We start from the raw sequence: 13,813 nt of genomic DNA, 5'->3' as shown, positions 1-13,813 counted from the left end.
TTACCATGGGTTTAGGTAAGAAGACGATCGACGACGAGAATTACTGCGGCAAGAAGGTTCTGGTCCGCTGCGACTTCAACGTCCCGATGAAGGACGGTGTCATCACCAACGAGAACCGCATCAACGCAGCTCTGCCCACCATCCAGAAGCTGCTCAATGATGGCGCAAAGGTCATCCTGTGCAGCCACCTGGGCAAGCCCAAGAACGGCCCTGAGGCAAAGTTCAGCCTGGCTCCCGTTGCAGCTGCCCTGAGCGCAAAGCTGGGCAAGACCGTTGTGTTCGCAGATGACGACAACGTCGTGGGCGAGAACGCAAAGGCTGCTGTGGCTGCCATGAACAACGGCGACGTTGTCCTGCTCCAGAACACCCGTTTCCGCAAGGAAGAGACCAAGAACATGCCGGAGTTCTCCGAGGAGCTGGCCTCTCTGGCGGACGCATACGTGGACGACGCCTTCGGTAGCTGCCATCGTGCACACTGCTCCACCGCCGGTGTCACCGACTACGTCAAGGATACCGCTGTCGGTTACCTGATGGAGAAGGAGATCAAGTATCTGGGCAATGCCGTCAACGACCCGGAGCGTCCCTTCACCGCCATCCTGGGCGGCGCAAAGGTCGCCGATAAGCTGAACGTCATCTCCAACCTGCTGGAGAAGGTCGATACTCTGATCATCGGTGGCGGCATGGCTTATACCTTCGTCAAGGCACAGGGCTACGAAGTCGGCAAGAGCCTGTGCGATGACTCCAAGCTGGACTACTGCAAGGAGATGATGGCAAAGGCTCAGGAGAAGGGCGTCAAGCTGCTCCTGCCTGTCGATGCCGTCTGCATCAAGGACTTCCCCGATCCCATCGACGCACCCGTCGAGACCACCGTTGTGCCCGTGACCGCAATGCCTGCCGATATGGAAGGCTGCGACATCGGCCCGGAGAGCACCAAGCTGTTTGCTGAGGCCGTCAAGGCTTCCAAGACCGTTGTCTGGAACGGCCCCATGGGCGTCTTCGAGAACCCGACTCTGGCAGCAGGCACCCTGGCTGTGGCACAGGCTATGGCTGAGAGCGGCGCTACCACCGTTATCGGCGGCGGCGACAGCGCAGCAGCAGTCCAGCAGATGGGTCTGGGCGATAAGATGACCCACATCTCCACCGGCGGCGGCGCTTCTCTGGAGTATCTGGAGGGCAAGGAGCTGCCCGGCATCGCTGTCATCCAGAACGCATAATTCGCGCTCGCAACAGCAGGATCGAGGTGCGGCGGCATGGCGCCGCCGCACCTTTTTTGGTACGTAGGTAAATAGAAGGAGATAGAGATCATGGATAAGGCAAAGCGTAAGGCAATCATTGCAGGCAACTGGAAGATGAACAAGACCGCTTCGGAAGCAGCCAAGCTGGTGGACGAGCTGATCCCCGCCGTCAAGCATGCTTCCTGCGAGGTCGTCATCTGCACTCCGTTCACCGATCTGGTGACGGCTGTGGAAAAGACCAAGGGCACCAACATCCATGTCGGTGCAGAGAACGTCCACTTCGAGAAGTCCGGTGCGTTCACCGGTGAGATCAGCGCAGAGATGCTGGTGGATCTGGGCGTGGAGTACGTCATCGTCGGCCACTCGGAGCGCCGCCAGTACTTCGCAGAGACCGATCAGACCGTCAACAAGCGCGCTCTGGCTGCGCTGAACGCGGGCCTGAAGGTCATCATCTGCGTGGGCGAGAGCCTGGAGCAGCGCGAAGAGGGCGTGACCGAGGAGCTGGTCCGGATGCAGACTAAGATCGCTCTGCGTGATGTCACCGCAGAGCAGATGGCCAACGTCGTCATCGCGTATGAGCCCATCTGGGCCATCGGCACCGGCAAGACCGCTACGGCAGACCAGGCAGAGGAAGTCTGCGGCCAAATCCGCAAGGTCATCGGCGAGGTATACGGCGAGGCCGTGGCCGAGGCGACCACCGTGCAGTACGGCGGCAGCATGAACGCAAAGAACTGCGAAGAGCTGCTGAGCAAGAAGGACGTCGATGGCGGCCTGATCGGCGGTGCTTCCCTGAAGGCTCCGGATTTTGCAGTCATCGTCAACGCTGCGACCAAGGGCTGAGAAACAGAGCTTCCCCGCATCGCACACTGCCTTTTGCAAATCACCCCAGCGCCCGGCCGCGCCGTTTGCAAGCGCTGAAGCCGGGCGCTTTTTAGTTCAAAATCAAAGGAGATACCATTTATGTCCAAGAAACCCGTAATGCTCTGCATCATGGACGGCTTTGGCTGGACCCCCAACGAGACCTATGGCAACGCTGTGGCCGCCGCAAAGAAGCCGTTTATCGACTCTCTGATGGCAAAGTACCCCATGACCACCATCGACGCTTCCGGCATGGCAGTCGGCCTGCCCGACGGCCAGATGGGCAACTCTGAGGTCGGCCACACCAACATGGGCGCAGGCCGCATCGTTTATCAGCAGCTGACCCTCATCACCAAGTCCATCCGGGATGGCGAGATGCTCAAGAACCCGGTCCTCGTCAAGAACATGAAAGCTGCCATCGATGCAGGGAAGGCCATCCACCTGATGGGCCTGGTCGGCACCGGCGGCGTCCACAGCCACGCTGACCACTGGTTCGGTGTTCTGGAAATGGCCAAGCACATGGGTGCCAAGGAGGTCTATCTCCACTGCATCACCGACGGCCGTGATACCGACCCGCACTCCGGCAAGGGCTTCCTGGCCGACCTGCAGGCCAAGCTCGATGCGCTGGGCATCGGCAAGATCGCCAGCGTCTCCGGCCGTTACTACGCCATGGACCGCGACAACAACTGGGACCGTGAGGAGAAGGCCTACGCAGCATTCGTCTATGGCGAGGGCGAGCGGTATGCCAACGCTGCAGAGGCGATCGAGGCATCCTATGCCAACGACAAGACCGACGAGTTCGTTCTGCCCTGTGTCACCTGCGAGGGCGGCCGTGTGCAGGATGGCGACACCGTCATCTTCATGAACTTCCGCCCCGACCGTGCCCGCCAGATGACCCGCATCTTCTGCGACGACGCCTTCACCGGCTTTGAGCGCCGCGGCGGCCGCAAGCAGGTCCACTACGTCTGCATGGCCGAGTATGACGCCACCATGCCCAACTGCGAGGTTGCCTATCCTCCCGTGGAGCTGAAGAACGTTCTGGGCCAGTATCTGTCCGAGAACGGCAAGACCCAGCTGCGCATCGCCGAGACCGAGAAGTACGCACACGTCACCTTCTTCTTCAACGGCGGTGTCGAGGCTCCCTACGCGGGGGAGGACCGCTGCGTCATCCCCAGCCCGAAGGTGGCTACCTACGACCTGCAGCCGGAGATGAGCGCTCCGGAGGTCGCTGCAGAGTGCAAGCAGCGGATCGAGAGCGGCAAGTATGATGTTATCATCCTGAACTTCGCCAACTGCGACATGGTCGGCCACACCGGCGTCTTTGAGGCCGCTGTGAAAGCCGTAGAGGCCGTGGACGCTGCCGTCAAGGAAGTTGTCACCGCTGTGCTGGATGCGGGCGGCTGCGCCTTCCTGACCGCCGATCACGGCAATGCGGAGAAGATGAAGAACCCCGACGGCACTCCCTTCACCGCACACACCACCAATGTGGTGCCCTTTGTGGCCATTGGCTGCGGCGATGTGAAGCTGCGCGAGGGCGGCTGCCTGGCCGACATTGCGCCCACCATGCTGCCCTATATCGGCCTGCCTGTCCCCGCAGAGATGACCGGTAAGAGCATCATCGTGGAGTAAGCATTCTTTTTCGGGAAGATCTCCTGAATCACATAGCAGCGCCCCGCAGAGCCTTCTGAGAAGGTCCCTGCGGGGCGCTGCTGTTTTCATCATTAAAAGAGATCGCTGTGTGTTCCGGTTCGGGACAAAAGCAAATAGAGCTCCTCATCGTAGATCTGGTAGATGAGCAGCCAGTCCGGTGTAATGTGACATTCATGAAAGCCGGAATAATCACCGACGAGGATATGGTCTCTGTACTTTTTGTCCAGCGGCTCCCCATTGGCAAGTGTTTTGATGACAGTTTCAATCAGTCGGGGGTCATAACCACGCTTTTTGACCAGCTTCATATCCTTTTTGAATCGTGAAGAAGGCTTAATCTCGTATTTCATGCCAACAGATCCTTCATCATTTCATCCACATCGTGATAGCCTTTATACTTTTCAGGATGTTTTTTCATATCTTCTGCTTCTCGCATGGCAGCAATCGTGTCGGCATTTGGAACTTCCCGCTCAATGTTGAAGGGAATACAGTTTTCACGAATGGACTGCCGCAGAAAGATGTTGACAGCCGTAGGAATATCAAGACCAAAATCAGAGAACAGCTCTTCCGCTTCTTTTTCGACTTTTTCGTCAATCGGAATATTCAAAGTTGTCATCGTATCTCCACCTCTTTCGGTTCTTGTTGAGAATGCAGACGCAACGAATGCGTCTTTCTCGTTGCTATTATATCATTTTGACGATGCTGTGTCAAACACAAAACCCCGCCGCTGAGGTCTCCCTCAAACGGCGGGGCATTTGTGTTAAAATACCGGAAAGCGGTTCAGCTTAAAGCTGGCTTTCGTACTCCTTGCGGTAGCCTTCCAGCTCGCGCTGGTTGCCATAGACGAAGTGACCGTTGGCGATCTCTTCCCAGACCGGCTTCTCCACGCTGTAATCGTGGATGGACGGATCATAAACAAGCAGCTTCTTGTTCTTCTCCAGAGCGGGGTCGGGGATGGGAACGGCACTCAGCAGGGCTTTGGTGTAGGGGTGCAGCGGATGGAGGAACAGCTCTTCCGCCTCGGCCAGCTCCACGATACGGCCCTTGCTGATGACGGCGATGCGGTCCGAGATGAACCGGACGACCGACAGGTCATGTGCGATGAACAGGTAGGTCAGGCCGCGGCTCTTCTTCATCTCGTTCAGCAGGTTCAGCACCTGTGCGCGGATGGAGACGTCCAGAGCCGAGATGGGCTCATCGGCCACGATGAACTCCGGCTGCATGACCAGAGCACGGGCGATGCCGATGCGCTGACGCTGGCCGCCGGAGAACTCGTGCGGGAAGCGGGAAGCGAACTCCGGCAGCAGGCCGACTTCGTGCAGCGCATCCATGACCTTGTTGTGCAGGTCGTCCTGATCTTTGTACAGGTGGTGGTTCAGCAGACCCTCGGCCACGATGTACTCGACCTTGGCGCGCTCGTTCAGGGATGCCATGGGGTCCTGGAAGATCATCTGGATCTTGCGGATGACCTCCTGGTCCAGCTCTTTGGAGATCTTGCCGTTGATCTTCTGGCCTTTGAAGAAGATGTCGCCGCCGGAGGTCGGGTTGATGCGGCAGATGGCACGGCCAATGGTGGTCTTGCCGGAGCCGGACTCGCCGACCAGCGAGAAGGTCTCGCCCTTGTAGATGTCAAAATTGACATGGTCCACAGCCACAAATTTCTTTTTGCCAGAGCCAAAGGTGATCTGAAGGTCTTTCAGCTCAATCAGCTTTTCACGCTCAGCCATTTAAGTTGGAACCTCCCATCTTTCCCATTTTCTCACGAAGGTTCTGGATGGAGTGCGGGCGCTCGATCTTGGGCGCGCGCGGGTCCAGATACCAGGTCTTTGCTGCATGGGTCTCGGACACCTGGAAGAACGGAGGTTCTGCCACGAAGTCGATAGCCAGCGCGTGTTTGTTGCGGGGGGCGAAAGCATCGCCATGGATCTCGTTGAACAGGTTCGGGGGAGTGCCATCCACGGTGGGCAGGCTCTCACCCTTGGTGCCCAGCTGCGGCAGAGCCTGCAGCAGCGCCCAGGTGTAGGGATGCCATGCGTCGTAGAAGATCTCCTGAACGGTGCCGTATTCCACGATCTGGCCGGCATACATGACGGCCACGCGGTCTGCCACGTTGGCCACAACACCCAGGTCATGGGTGATGTAGATGACGGACATGCCCAGCTCTTTCTGCAGATCGCGGATGAGCTGCAGGATCTGCGCCTGGATGGTCACATCCAGTGCGGTGGTCGGCTCGTCGCAGATCAGGATCTGCGGGCGGCAGGCCGCTGCAATGGCGATGACGACACGCTGGCGCATACCGCCGGAAAACTCGTGCGGATACTGCTCGTAGCGGCGCTCCGGGTCGGGGATGCCGACCTTGCCCAGCATCTCAATGGCGGCCTTCTTGGCGGCTTCGCCTTTCAGGCCCTGGTGATGCTCGATGCTCTCCTGGATCTGCTTGCCGATCTTCTTCAGCGGGTTCAGGCTGGTCATCGGGTCCTGCATGACCATGGCGATCTTCTTACCGCGAACACCAAGCCAGTCCTTTTCGGTAAACTTGGTCATATCGCGGCCTTCGTACAGGATGGAGCCGCCGGTGATGGTACCGTTGGCATCCAGCATACCCACAAAGGTCTTGGTAAACACGGACTTGCCGGAGCCGGACTCGCCGACGATGGCGAGGGTCTCGCCCTCATACAGGTCCAGCGAGCACTTGCGGATGGCGTTCAGTTTGCGGCCGCGCAGGCTGAAAGTGATCTCCACGTCTTTGGCAGAGATAATCGGTTTTCTATCCATTTACGTTTCTCTCTCCAATCTATCAAACGTGGTTGCGCGGGTCTGCCGCATCCGACAAAGCGTTGCCCATGATGTAGAACGAGATCGAGATGATGGACACGATGGATGCAGGGAAGACCAGCAGGTACGGGTAATCCAGGAAGAAGCCGCGCACCTTGCTCAGGAGCAGGCCCAGAGACGGGGTGTCGATGCCAAGACCCAGGCCCAGGTAGGACAGCGTAGACTCCAGGTTGATGGTGCCGGGGATGGAAAGCGCCATGCGCAGGATGATGACAGAGACCAGATACGGCAGGATGTTCTTGGTCAGAACACGCCACAGCGGGGTGCCAAGGCAGCGGGAAGCGAGGTTGTACTCGCGGTCACGGAACATGAAGACCATGTTGCGGACACGGCGCGCCATGGACAGCCAGTTGATGGCGATCATCGAAATGGCCATGATCCAGAAGCTCTGACCGACCATCAGGGCGATCAGGGTCATATAGATGATATAGGGCACATTGTCGATCAGGTTGTACAGCTCCGTGAAGAAGCGGTCCAGGCTGCGGACGTAGCCCCAGATCAGGCCGAAGATGACGCCGACGATGCTCTCGCCAACGGCAACGACCAGAGCCAGACGGATGGAGACCTGGGTGGCGTACCACACCTGGCACCAGTAGTCACGGCCGAGGTTGTCGGTGCCGAACCAGTATTCGCTGTTCGGGTTGATGAATGCCTTGCTCGTATCCGAGATCAGGGTGGTGTAATCGTACTTGCCAATGGCCAGTGCGATGAAGGAGAACACGCTCAGTGCCAGGAACAGGATCAGGCAGAAGACCGCGACCTTCTGCTTGAGGAAGTTCTGGATGACGGAACCCCAGTAGGAATAGTTGGAATAGCCGATGCGCTCGGCTTCTTCCGGAGAGTATTCGACGAAGTAGAACAGTTCGTCCTGCTTCTTGCCCTCAAAATCCGATGCCTTAGCCATCAGCGAGCTTCCTCCTTTCCGGTCAGAGTAATACGCGGGTCGACCACCATCATCAGCACGTCGCCCAGGAAAACACCCACGATGCCCAGAACGGCATACAGGATGACCAGCGTCTGCACGACGTTCAGGTCATAACGCTGGATGGCGTCGGTCAGCAGGGGGCCCATGCCGGGGACGGAGAAGAAGCGCTCCATCAGCAGAGAGCCGCCGACCGTCAGCAGGATGGACTGGGGGATATACTGCACCATGGGGACCATGGCGTTGCGCAGCACGTGCTTGAACATGATCTCGCGGGAGCTCAGGCCCTTGACACGCGCCAGTTTGATGTAGTCGCGGGTGAGCTCATCGACCATGTAGCGGCGGGTCCACAGGGCATAGCCTGCAATGGAAGCCAGCGACAGGCAGGTGATGGGCAGCACGCTGGACGCACTCACATTGCGGGTGGAGTACAGCGTGGGGAAGCCCAGGTACTTGGAGCCGAAGACCAGGACCAGCGAATACGAAACCAGAGAAGGAACTGCGTTGACGAACACGGTGTAAGCCGTGCCGATCCAGTCGAACACTTTGTCCTTGAATGCCGCCTGCAGAATGCCCATCAGCACACCCAGCACCAGAGAGATGCCGGAGGCGGTGAGGCCCAGGCGCATCGAGACGCCGAACTTTTTGCCGATGACCTTGACCACCGATGCACCGTTCTGGATGCGGCGGGATGTGCCGAAGTCCAGATGCAACAGATCGTTGTAGAACTTGATCAGCTGGGTGGGGATGGGGTCGGTCAGGCCGGCTGCTTCCAGAGCAGCGGTCTTCTGCTGATCGGTGAACTTCATGAGCTGTTCCTCAGTGAAGTAGTAGTCCGTCGGCAGACAGCGCATCATCAAAAAGACGGCTGTTGCGATCAAAAAGATTGTGACAAGCGACTGGAGCAGCCGCTTAACCGTGTATTTTAACATGTTATCGAACCTTTAACTTTTATTTTGGGGTGCGGTGGAAAACTCAGGCCTTGGTGGCAGCATCGAATGCAGCAGCGAACTCCTCGTACTGCTCGGTGGTGTAAGCCTCTTCGCTGGTCTCCCAGTTGACAGCCTTGTAGTTGCAGGGGCCGTACATGGCGTTGATCTTGCTGTACTCGTTGGCGTGGGTCAGAGTCCAGGCCACATCGAAGTAGCAGGGGCAGGCCAGAACGTTGTTCAGCATGCAGGCCTCAGCCTTTGCGAAGGCAGCATAGCGGGCATCGGTATCATCGACGATGGCCTTTGCGGTGTTGACCAGATCGGTGAACTCCTCGTAAGCAGCGACCAGATCCTTCTGCCAGTCAGCGGGGCCGGCCTCGACGACCTTGGCGATGTTGGAGTAGTACCAGCTGTAGTAGGCGTTGTCGTCGTGCAGGATCTCCTGACCAACGAAGTTGACGGGGTCACCGAAGTCAGCGCCCCAGCCGTTGATGACGAAGCTCTGCAGCTGAGGATTGCGGACTTCCTGGGTGATGGAGGAAACGTAGGTCTTGATGTCCAGCACGATGAAGTCATCGCCGAAGCTGTCGGTGAAGCACTGCTTCAGGACGGTTGCGCTGTCCAGAGCGGTGGAGTTGCCGGCGATGATGTGGTAAGCAGCGTGGACGGGGAAGGTGACGCCGATGGCGCTCAGCTCGTCCATAGCCTGCTTCTTCAGGTCCGCGATGTCGCCATTGTTGGCGCGCAGACGGATCATGGTCTTGCCGTCATAAGACTCCTTGTCGAAGCCCATCTCCTTGGCGACCAGGGTGGAGTACTCCTGGCCCTGGGTGTTGTAGCAGACGCCCGGCATGGTGTAGTAGTCGTTCTCGCACTTCAGGGGGTTGATCTTGTTGGTACGTGCATACCAGTTGGTCAGCTCCAGGCCCTTGTAGAAGCACTGACGGAAGGCGGTGTTGGCGATGGCCTTATTCCAGTTGTCGTCGGGGGTGCCGTCCTCGTTGTTCTTCTGGTAGTTGAAGTGCATCTGGTAGCTGTACTTCTTGGGACGCTTCTCACACAGCTGAGCATTGTACTCGCTGTTGGGATCGGCCTGGATGGTGGTCAGGGTGCTCTCGCCCACATCCATCTCGTCCAGCTCACGGTTCTGATACAGCTGGAAGGTGACGGTACCGTCGCTGATCATGGTAACGGTGAAGCGGTCGAAGCGGGACACATCGTTTGCACCAAAGTAGTTGGGGTTGGGGATGTAGCTCTTGGTGTTCTGGCTGATGAACTCCTCCACCACATACGGGCCGTTGTACCACATGTTGGTGTAGTCGCAGGCACGGAAGCCCTCAACGCCCAGCTCGGTGATCAGATCCTCAGAGACGGGGTAGAAGCTGGTGTAAGCAGCCACGGTATCGAAGTACGGGCAGGGAGCCTTGCAGGTGAAGACCAGGGTGTAATCATCGGTAGCCTCAACGCCCACACCGGCGGCCAGCATATCTTCGTAGGTCAGGTCGGCAGCAGCGTCGCCCATGTCGCTGGTCTTCTGGTAGTAGTCCGCAGCGCCCACCAGGGTCTCGTTGGGCATGGAGGTGTTGTTGGCCTGGTTCTTGGCTGCGTTCAGCACCCACTCCAGACCCACGAGGAAGTCCTTGCTGGTCAGGTGAGCCTTGACCTCGCCGTTGACGTCCACCCAGTCGACATCGTCGCGCAGGTTGAAGGTCCAGACGGAGGAGTCCTCGTTGTGGCTCCACTCCTTGGCCACGGAAGGCACAGCTTTGCCGTAGCAGTCAAAGCTCAGCAGGCCCTCCCACAGGTTGGTGGTGACATTCATGTCGGAAGCCATCTGGCTGTACAGCATGTTCCAGCTCTCCAGCTCACGGTTGGTGGCCTCCCAGGAAATGAACTCCTTCAGCGGGGCAGCGCCGGTGGTGTTGGGGGCGCTGGTTGCGCCGGAAGAAGCAGAAGCAGCGGTGGAGCTGCTGGAGCCGCCGCCGCAGGCTGCCAGGATGCCGGCGGCACCAACAACGCCGGAAGCCTTCAGAAAGCTGCGGCGGCTGATTGCATGAGACTCGTGATTGATGTTCATTGTGTTATCCTCCCTAAAATTTTTTCCGTGCTTCGGTGCATGGTGCAGGGCACGTTGTCCTGCTTGTTTCCCACTCCTTTGCGGGAGCTTCGCATCTCCTGTACTGCTGAGGAATACAAAAGAGCGCAGATACAGACCCCTCTGTCTGTGCCTGTGCTCCTCCCGCAAAACCTTAACACGCTGATTATTATACCATTAAAAGAATAAGCTGTCAATGGAGCATGGACAGGAACCTCTTCAAAAAAGAAAGACAGACTGTGGAAATTGATGAAATATATTTGTTTTTGTCTGACGAAGGATGCAAAAAGTTTAACACTGTTTTTGAAACACAAAACAACCGAAATTGTTCTTCACAAACGAACAGGTGCGAAACGCTTTACATAATAAAAGAGCGGGAGCCATCCGCTTTGCGAACAGCTCCCGCCGGGGGAAAAGTGCTTAACTTAGAATGCGCTCAAAAACCGATCAGGCCTGGGTGGCTGCATCGAAAGCAGCGGCGAACTCCTCGTACTGCTCGGTGGTGTAAGCCTCTTCGCTGGTCTCCCAGTTGACCGCCTTGTAGTTGCAGGGGCCGTACATGGCGTTGATCTTGCTGTACTCGTTGGCGTGGGTCAGGCACCAGGTCACATCGTAGACGGTGGGGAAGATCAGGTTCTCCTCCAGGAAGTAGGCCTCAGCCTTTGCGAAGGCGGCGTAGCGTGCATCGGTGTCGTTGACGATGGCGCGGCCCTCGTTGACCAGGTCGGTGAACTGCTCGTAGGCAGCCACCAGATCCTTCTGGTAATCGGCGGCACCGTTCTCGGCGATGCCCTCGATGTTGGTCATGTTGCAGCTGTAGTAAGCGTTGTCGTCGTGGACGACGATCTGGGTCAGGAAGTTGATGGGATCGCCGAAGTCAGCGCCCCAGCCCATGTGGACGAAGCTCTGCAGCTTGGGTGCCACGACCTCTTTCATGGTGGAGGAGACGAAGGTCTCAATGTCCAGCACGATGAAGTCATCGCCGAAGCTGTCGGTGAAGCACTGCTTCAGGACGGTCGCGCTGTCCAGAGCGGTGGTGGAACCGGCCAGGATATAGTAAGAGCAGTGCACCGGGAAGGTGACGCCGATGGCGCTCAGCTCGTCCATGGCCTGCTTCTTCAGGTCGGTGATGTCGCCGTTGTTGGCGCGCAGACGCTTCATGGTCTTGCCATCATACTTCTCGCCGTCCAGACCCAGCTCCTTAGCGACCAGGCTGGTGTAATCGGTGCCGTCGGTGGTGTAGCACAGGCCGCTCATGGTAAAGAAGTCGTTCTCGCACTTCAGCGGGTTGATGGGGTTGTAGCGAGCGTAGAACTTGGACAGCTCCAGACCCTTGGAGAAGCACTGGCGGAATGCCTTGTTGGCGATGGCCTTGTTCCAGTTCTCATCGGCGGTGCCGTCGGCCTTGCGCTTGTCGTAGTTGAAGATGAAGCAGTAGCTGAACTTCTTGGGGCGCTTCTCGCACAGCTGCTGGTTGAACACGTTGGAAGGATCGGCCTGGATGGTGGCGATGCTGCTCTCGCCCAGATCGACCTCGTCCAGCTCACGATTCTCGTACAGCTGCAGGCTGATGGAGCCATCGGAGATCATGGTGATGGTCAGACGCTCAAAGCGGCTGACGTTGGCTGCATCGTAGTAGCTGGGGTTGGGGATATAGCTCTTGGTGTTGCCCTGGATATACTCCTCGACGACGTACGGGCCATTGTACCACATGGTGGTGTTGTCGCAGCCGCGGAAGCCCTCGATGCCTAGCTCGTCGAGCAGGGCGGGAGCGACGGGGTAGAAGCTGTTGTAAGCCGCCACGGTGTCGAAATACGGGCAGGGATCCTTGCAGGTGAAGACCAGAGTGTAGTCATCGGGAGCCTCGATGCCGACACCGGCAGCCAGCATGTCCTCATAGGTCATGTCGGCGGCAGCGTCGCCGGCTGCCTTGGTCTGCTCGTAGTAATCGGCAGCGCCCACGACGGTATCGTTGGGCATGGAGGTGTTGTTGGCCTCGTTCTTGTAGGAGTTCATGACCCACTCGAAGCCGACCAGGAAGTCCTTGCTGGTCAGGTGATCCTTCACCTCGCCGTTGGCATCGACCCAATCGACGTCATCGCGCAGGTGGAAGGTCCAGACGGTGGAATCGTCGTTGTGCTCCCAGCTGGAAGCGATGGCGGGCACGACCTTGCCGTAGCAGTCGAAGCTCAGCAGGCCGTCCCACAGGTTGGTGATGACGTTGGCGTCCTCAGCCTTCTGGGTGTACAGCATGTTCCAGCTTTCCAGCTCACGGTTGCCGCTCTCAAAAGAGATGAACTCCTTCAGCGGGGTGGCACCGGTGGTGTTGGGGGCTGCGGCACCGCTGGTGGAAGCAGCGCTGCTGCCGTTGTCGGACTTGCCGCCGCATGCGGCCAGCAGGCTGGCTGCGCCGACCATGCCTGCGCCCTTGAGGAAGCTGCGGCGGTCGAGCTTGTGAGACTCAAAATTGATACTCATGGATGGATCCTCCCAGATCTCTGGCACAGGCGGTCTTCCTGCGCCGTTTTTTCCTATTCCTGAACGAGTGTGGCCTGTCCTCCACGAAAAAATGCACAGGAAGGGCAAAAGTCGCACTTCGGATATTTTAGCACTGTATTGAAAAGAAGTCAATGGATTAAAGCAATGAATTGGAAACAAAAGGGTGACAGCCGCTTTTGCATGAAAAGCAACAGTGGAAAAATGCAAAAGAATCCAAAGCGCCGGGTGGCTGCGGGAAGCGGCAGGCTTCCAAAGAAAAAAGTGGACTGTTTTTTCACCACGGACGATTCTGCTATCTTTTTTCATAAAAACATGCTACAATAAAATGTATCTGTATCGGAATAAGGAGCAAACCATGAAAAAACTACGCGCGATGTACAAAGGCTATATGCTTCATCCCATCTTATATAAAACTGTGACCCGCACTTCCATCGTGGCTGTGCTGATGCTGCTGTGGGAGCGGTATGTCAGCGACGGCACCTTCTCCATGTGGGAGGCACCTGGCTTTCTGTGCGGCGTGGTGCTGCTCATTTGGGCGTGGGTGGACTATATGCGGCTGGACGGCCTGACCATCCACCACCTGCTCGAAGAGTTCAAGGGGATCAAGCCGCAGAAAAAGTTCCACGCCACCCGCTCCATCATGGACTATGCCGACGAGAAGATCGTCTCCTTTGAGGAGCTGGAGCCGGAGGAGCGTACCTATTGCAGTATGCTCTCCAATCTGGTGCTGGGGGTGCCGCTGGTGGTGGTGGCGCTCTGCATCAGCTTTTTATAAGGAAGGGTGCAGACC

General features: G+C 57.7%; 12 protein-coding genes. 4 read left to right on the top strand and 8 right to left on the bottom strand.

Features of this window, described 5'->3' with window-relative positions; genetic code table 11:
• The first annotated feature begins 5 nt into the window (after nucleotides 1-5).
• The 3 genes from pgk to gpmI all read left to right on the top strand — a co-directional run bounded on the left by pgk (nucleotide 6) and on the right by gpmI (nucleotide 3,722).
• A complete protein-coding gene (pgk, locus tag J3350_RS01880) occupies nucleotides 6-1,214 on the top strand; it encodes a phosphoglycerate kinase (protein WP_207685504.1) in 1,209 nt (402 codons plus the stop codon).
• Nucleotides 1,215-1,304: 90 nt separating this feature from the next.
• Nucleotides 1,305-2,075, top strand: a complete 771-nt coding sequence (gene tpiA / locus J3350_RS01875; RefSeq protein WP_207685503.1) for a triose-phosphate isomerase — start codon at nucleotides 1,305-1,307, stop codon at nucleotides 2,073-2,075.
• Between the two features lie 120 nt (nucleotides 2,076-2,195).
• Nucleotides 2,196-3,722 carry a 2,3-bisphosphoglycerate-independent phosphoglycerate mutase gene (gene gpmI / locus J3350_RS01870; RefSeq protein WP_207685502.1) on the top strand — a complete coding sequence of 509 codons (1,527 nt, stop codon included), beginning with the start codon at nucleotides 2,196-2,198 and terminating at the stop codon, nucleotides 3,720-3,722.
• A 92-nt stretch (nucleotides 3,723-3,814) separates the two neighbouring features.
• Here gpmI and J3350_RS01865 read toward each other — a convergent pair whose 3' ends face one another.
• From J3350_RS01865 to J3350_RS01830, 8 genes are all read right to left on the bottom strand, one after another.
• Nucleotides 3,815-4,090: a type II toxin-antitoxin system YafQ family toxin gene (locus J3350_RS01865; protein ID WP_118551719.1), complete on the bottom strand. Its 276-nt coding sequence runs from the start codon at nucleotides 4,088-4,090 to the stop codon at nucleotides 3,815-3,817.
• Nucleotides 4,087-4,356 carry a type II toxin-antitoxin system RelB/DinJ family antitoxin gene (locus tag J3350_RS01860; protein ID WP_207685501.1) on the bottom strand — a complete coding sequence of 90 codons (270 nt, stop codon included), beginning with the start codon at nucleotides 4,354-4,356 and terminating at the stop codon, nucleotides 4,087-4,089. The genes J3350_RS01865 and J3350_RS01860 overlap by 4 nt, the downstream gene beginning before the upstream one ends.
• Nucleotides 4,357-4,525: 169 nt before the next feature.
• Nucleotides 4,526-5,467: an ATP-binding cassette domain-containing protein gene (locus J3350_RS01855; protein WP_097792637.1), complete on the bottom strand. Its 942-nt coding sequence runs from the start codon at nucleotides 5,465-5,467 to the stop codon at nucleotides 4,526-4,528.
• Nucleotides 5,460-6,515, bottom strand: coding sequence for an ABC transporter ATP-binding protein (locus J3350_RS01850; protein WP_097792636.1), 1,056 nt, complete (start codon nucleotides 6,513-6,515; stop codon nucleotides 5,460-5,462). Before J3350_RS01850 ends, J3350_RS01855 begins: the two co-directional genes overlap by 8 nt.
• A gap of 22 nt (nucleotides 6,516-6,537) precedes the next feature.
• Nucleotides 6,538-7,479 carry an ABC transporter permease gene (locus J3350_RS01845; protein WP_097792635.1) on the bottom strand — a complete coding sequence of 314 codons (942 nt, stop codon included), beginning with the start codon at nucleotides 7,477-7,479 and terminating at the stop codon, nucleotides 6,538-6,540.
• Nucleotides 7,479-8,429: an ABC transporter permease gene (locus J3350_RS01840; RefSeq protein ID WP_097792634.1), complete on the bottom strand. Its 951-nt coding sequence runs from the start codon at nucleotides 8,427-8,429 to the stop codon at nucleotides 7,479-7,481. The genes J3350_RS01845 and J3350_RS01840 overlap by 1 nt, the downstream gene beginning before the upstream one ends.
• A gap of 43 nt (nucleotides 8,430-8,472) precedes the next feature.
• On the bottom strand, nucleotides 8,473-10,506 hold the full coding sequence (locus tag J3350_RS01835; protein ID WP_207685500.1) for an ABC transporter substrate-binding protein: 2,034 nt from the start codon (nucleotides 10,504-10,506) through the stop codon (nucleotides 8,473-8,475).
• A 465-nt stretch (nucleotides 10,507-10,971) separates the two neighbouring features.
• A complete protein-coding gene (locus J3350_RS01830; RefSeq protein ID WP_207685499.1) occupies nucleotides 10,972-13,002 on the bottom strand; it encodes an ABC transporter substrate-binding protein in 2,031 nt (676 codons plus the stop codon).
• Nucleotides 13,003-13,378: 376 nt separating this feature from the next.
• On the opposite strand from J3350_RS01830, the gene J3350_RS01825 reads away from it, so the two are divergent.
• Nucleotides 13,379-13,798 carry a hypothetical protein gene (locus tag J3350_RS01825; RefSeq protein ID WP_097792631.1) on the top strand — a complete coding sequence of 140 codons (420 nt, stop codon included), beginning with the start codon at nucleotides 13,379-13,381 and terminating at the stop codon, nucleotides 13,796-13,798.
• The last annotated feature ends 15 nt before the right edge of the window (nucleotides 13,799-13,813 follow it).

Origin of the sequence: Faecalibacterium sp. Marseille-Q3530 (assembly GCF_017377625.1) — a bacterium.
Lineage (GTDB): Bacteria > Bacillota > Clostridia > Oscillospirales > Ruminococcaceae > Faecalibacterium > Faecalibacterium prausnitzii_E.
This window is presented reverse-complemented; position numbering and strand designations above follow the sequence as displayed.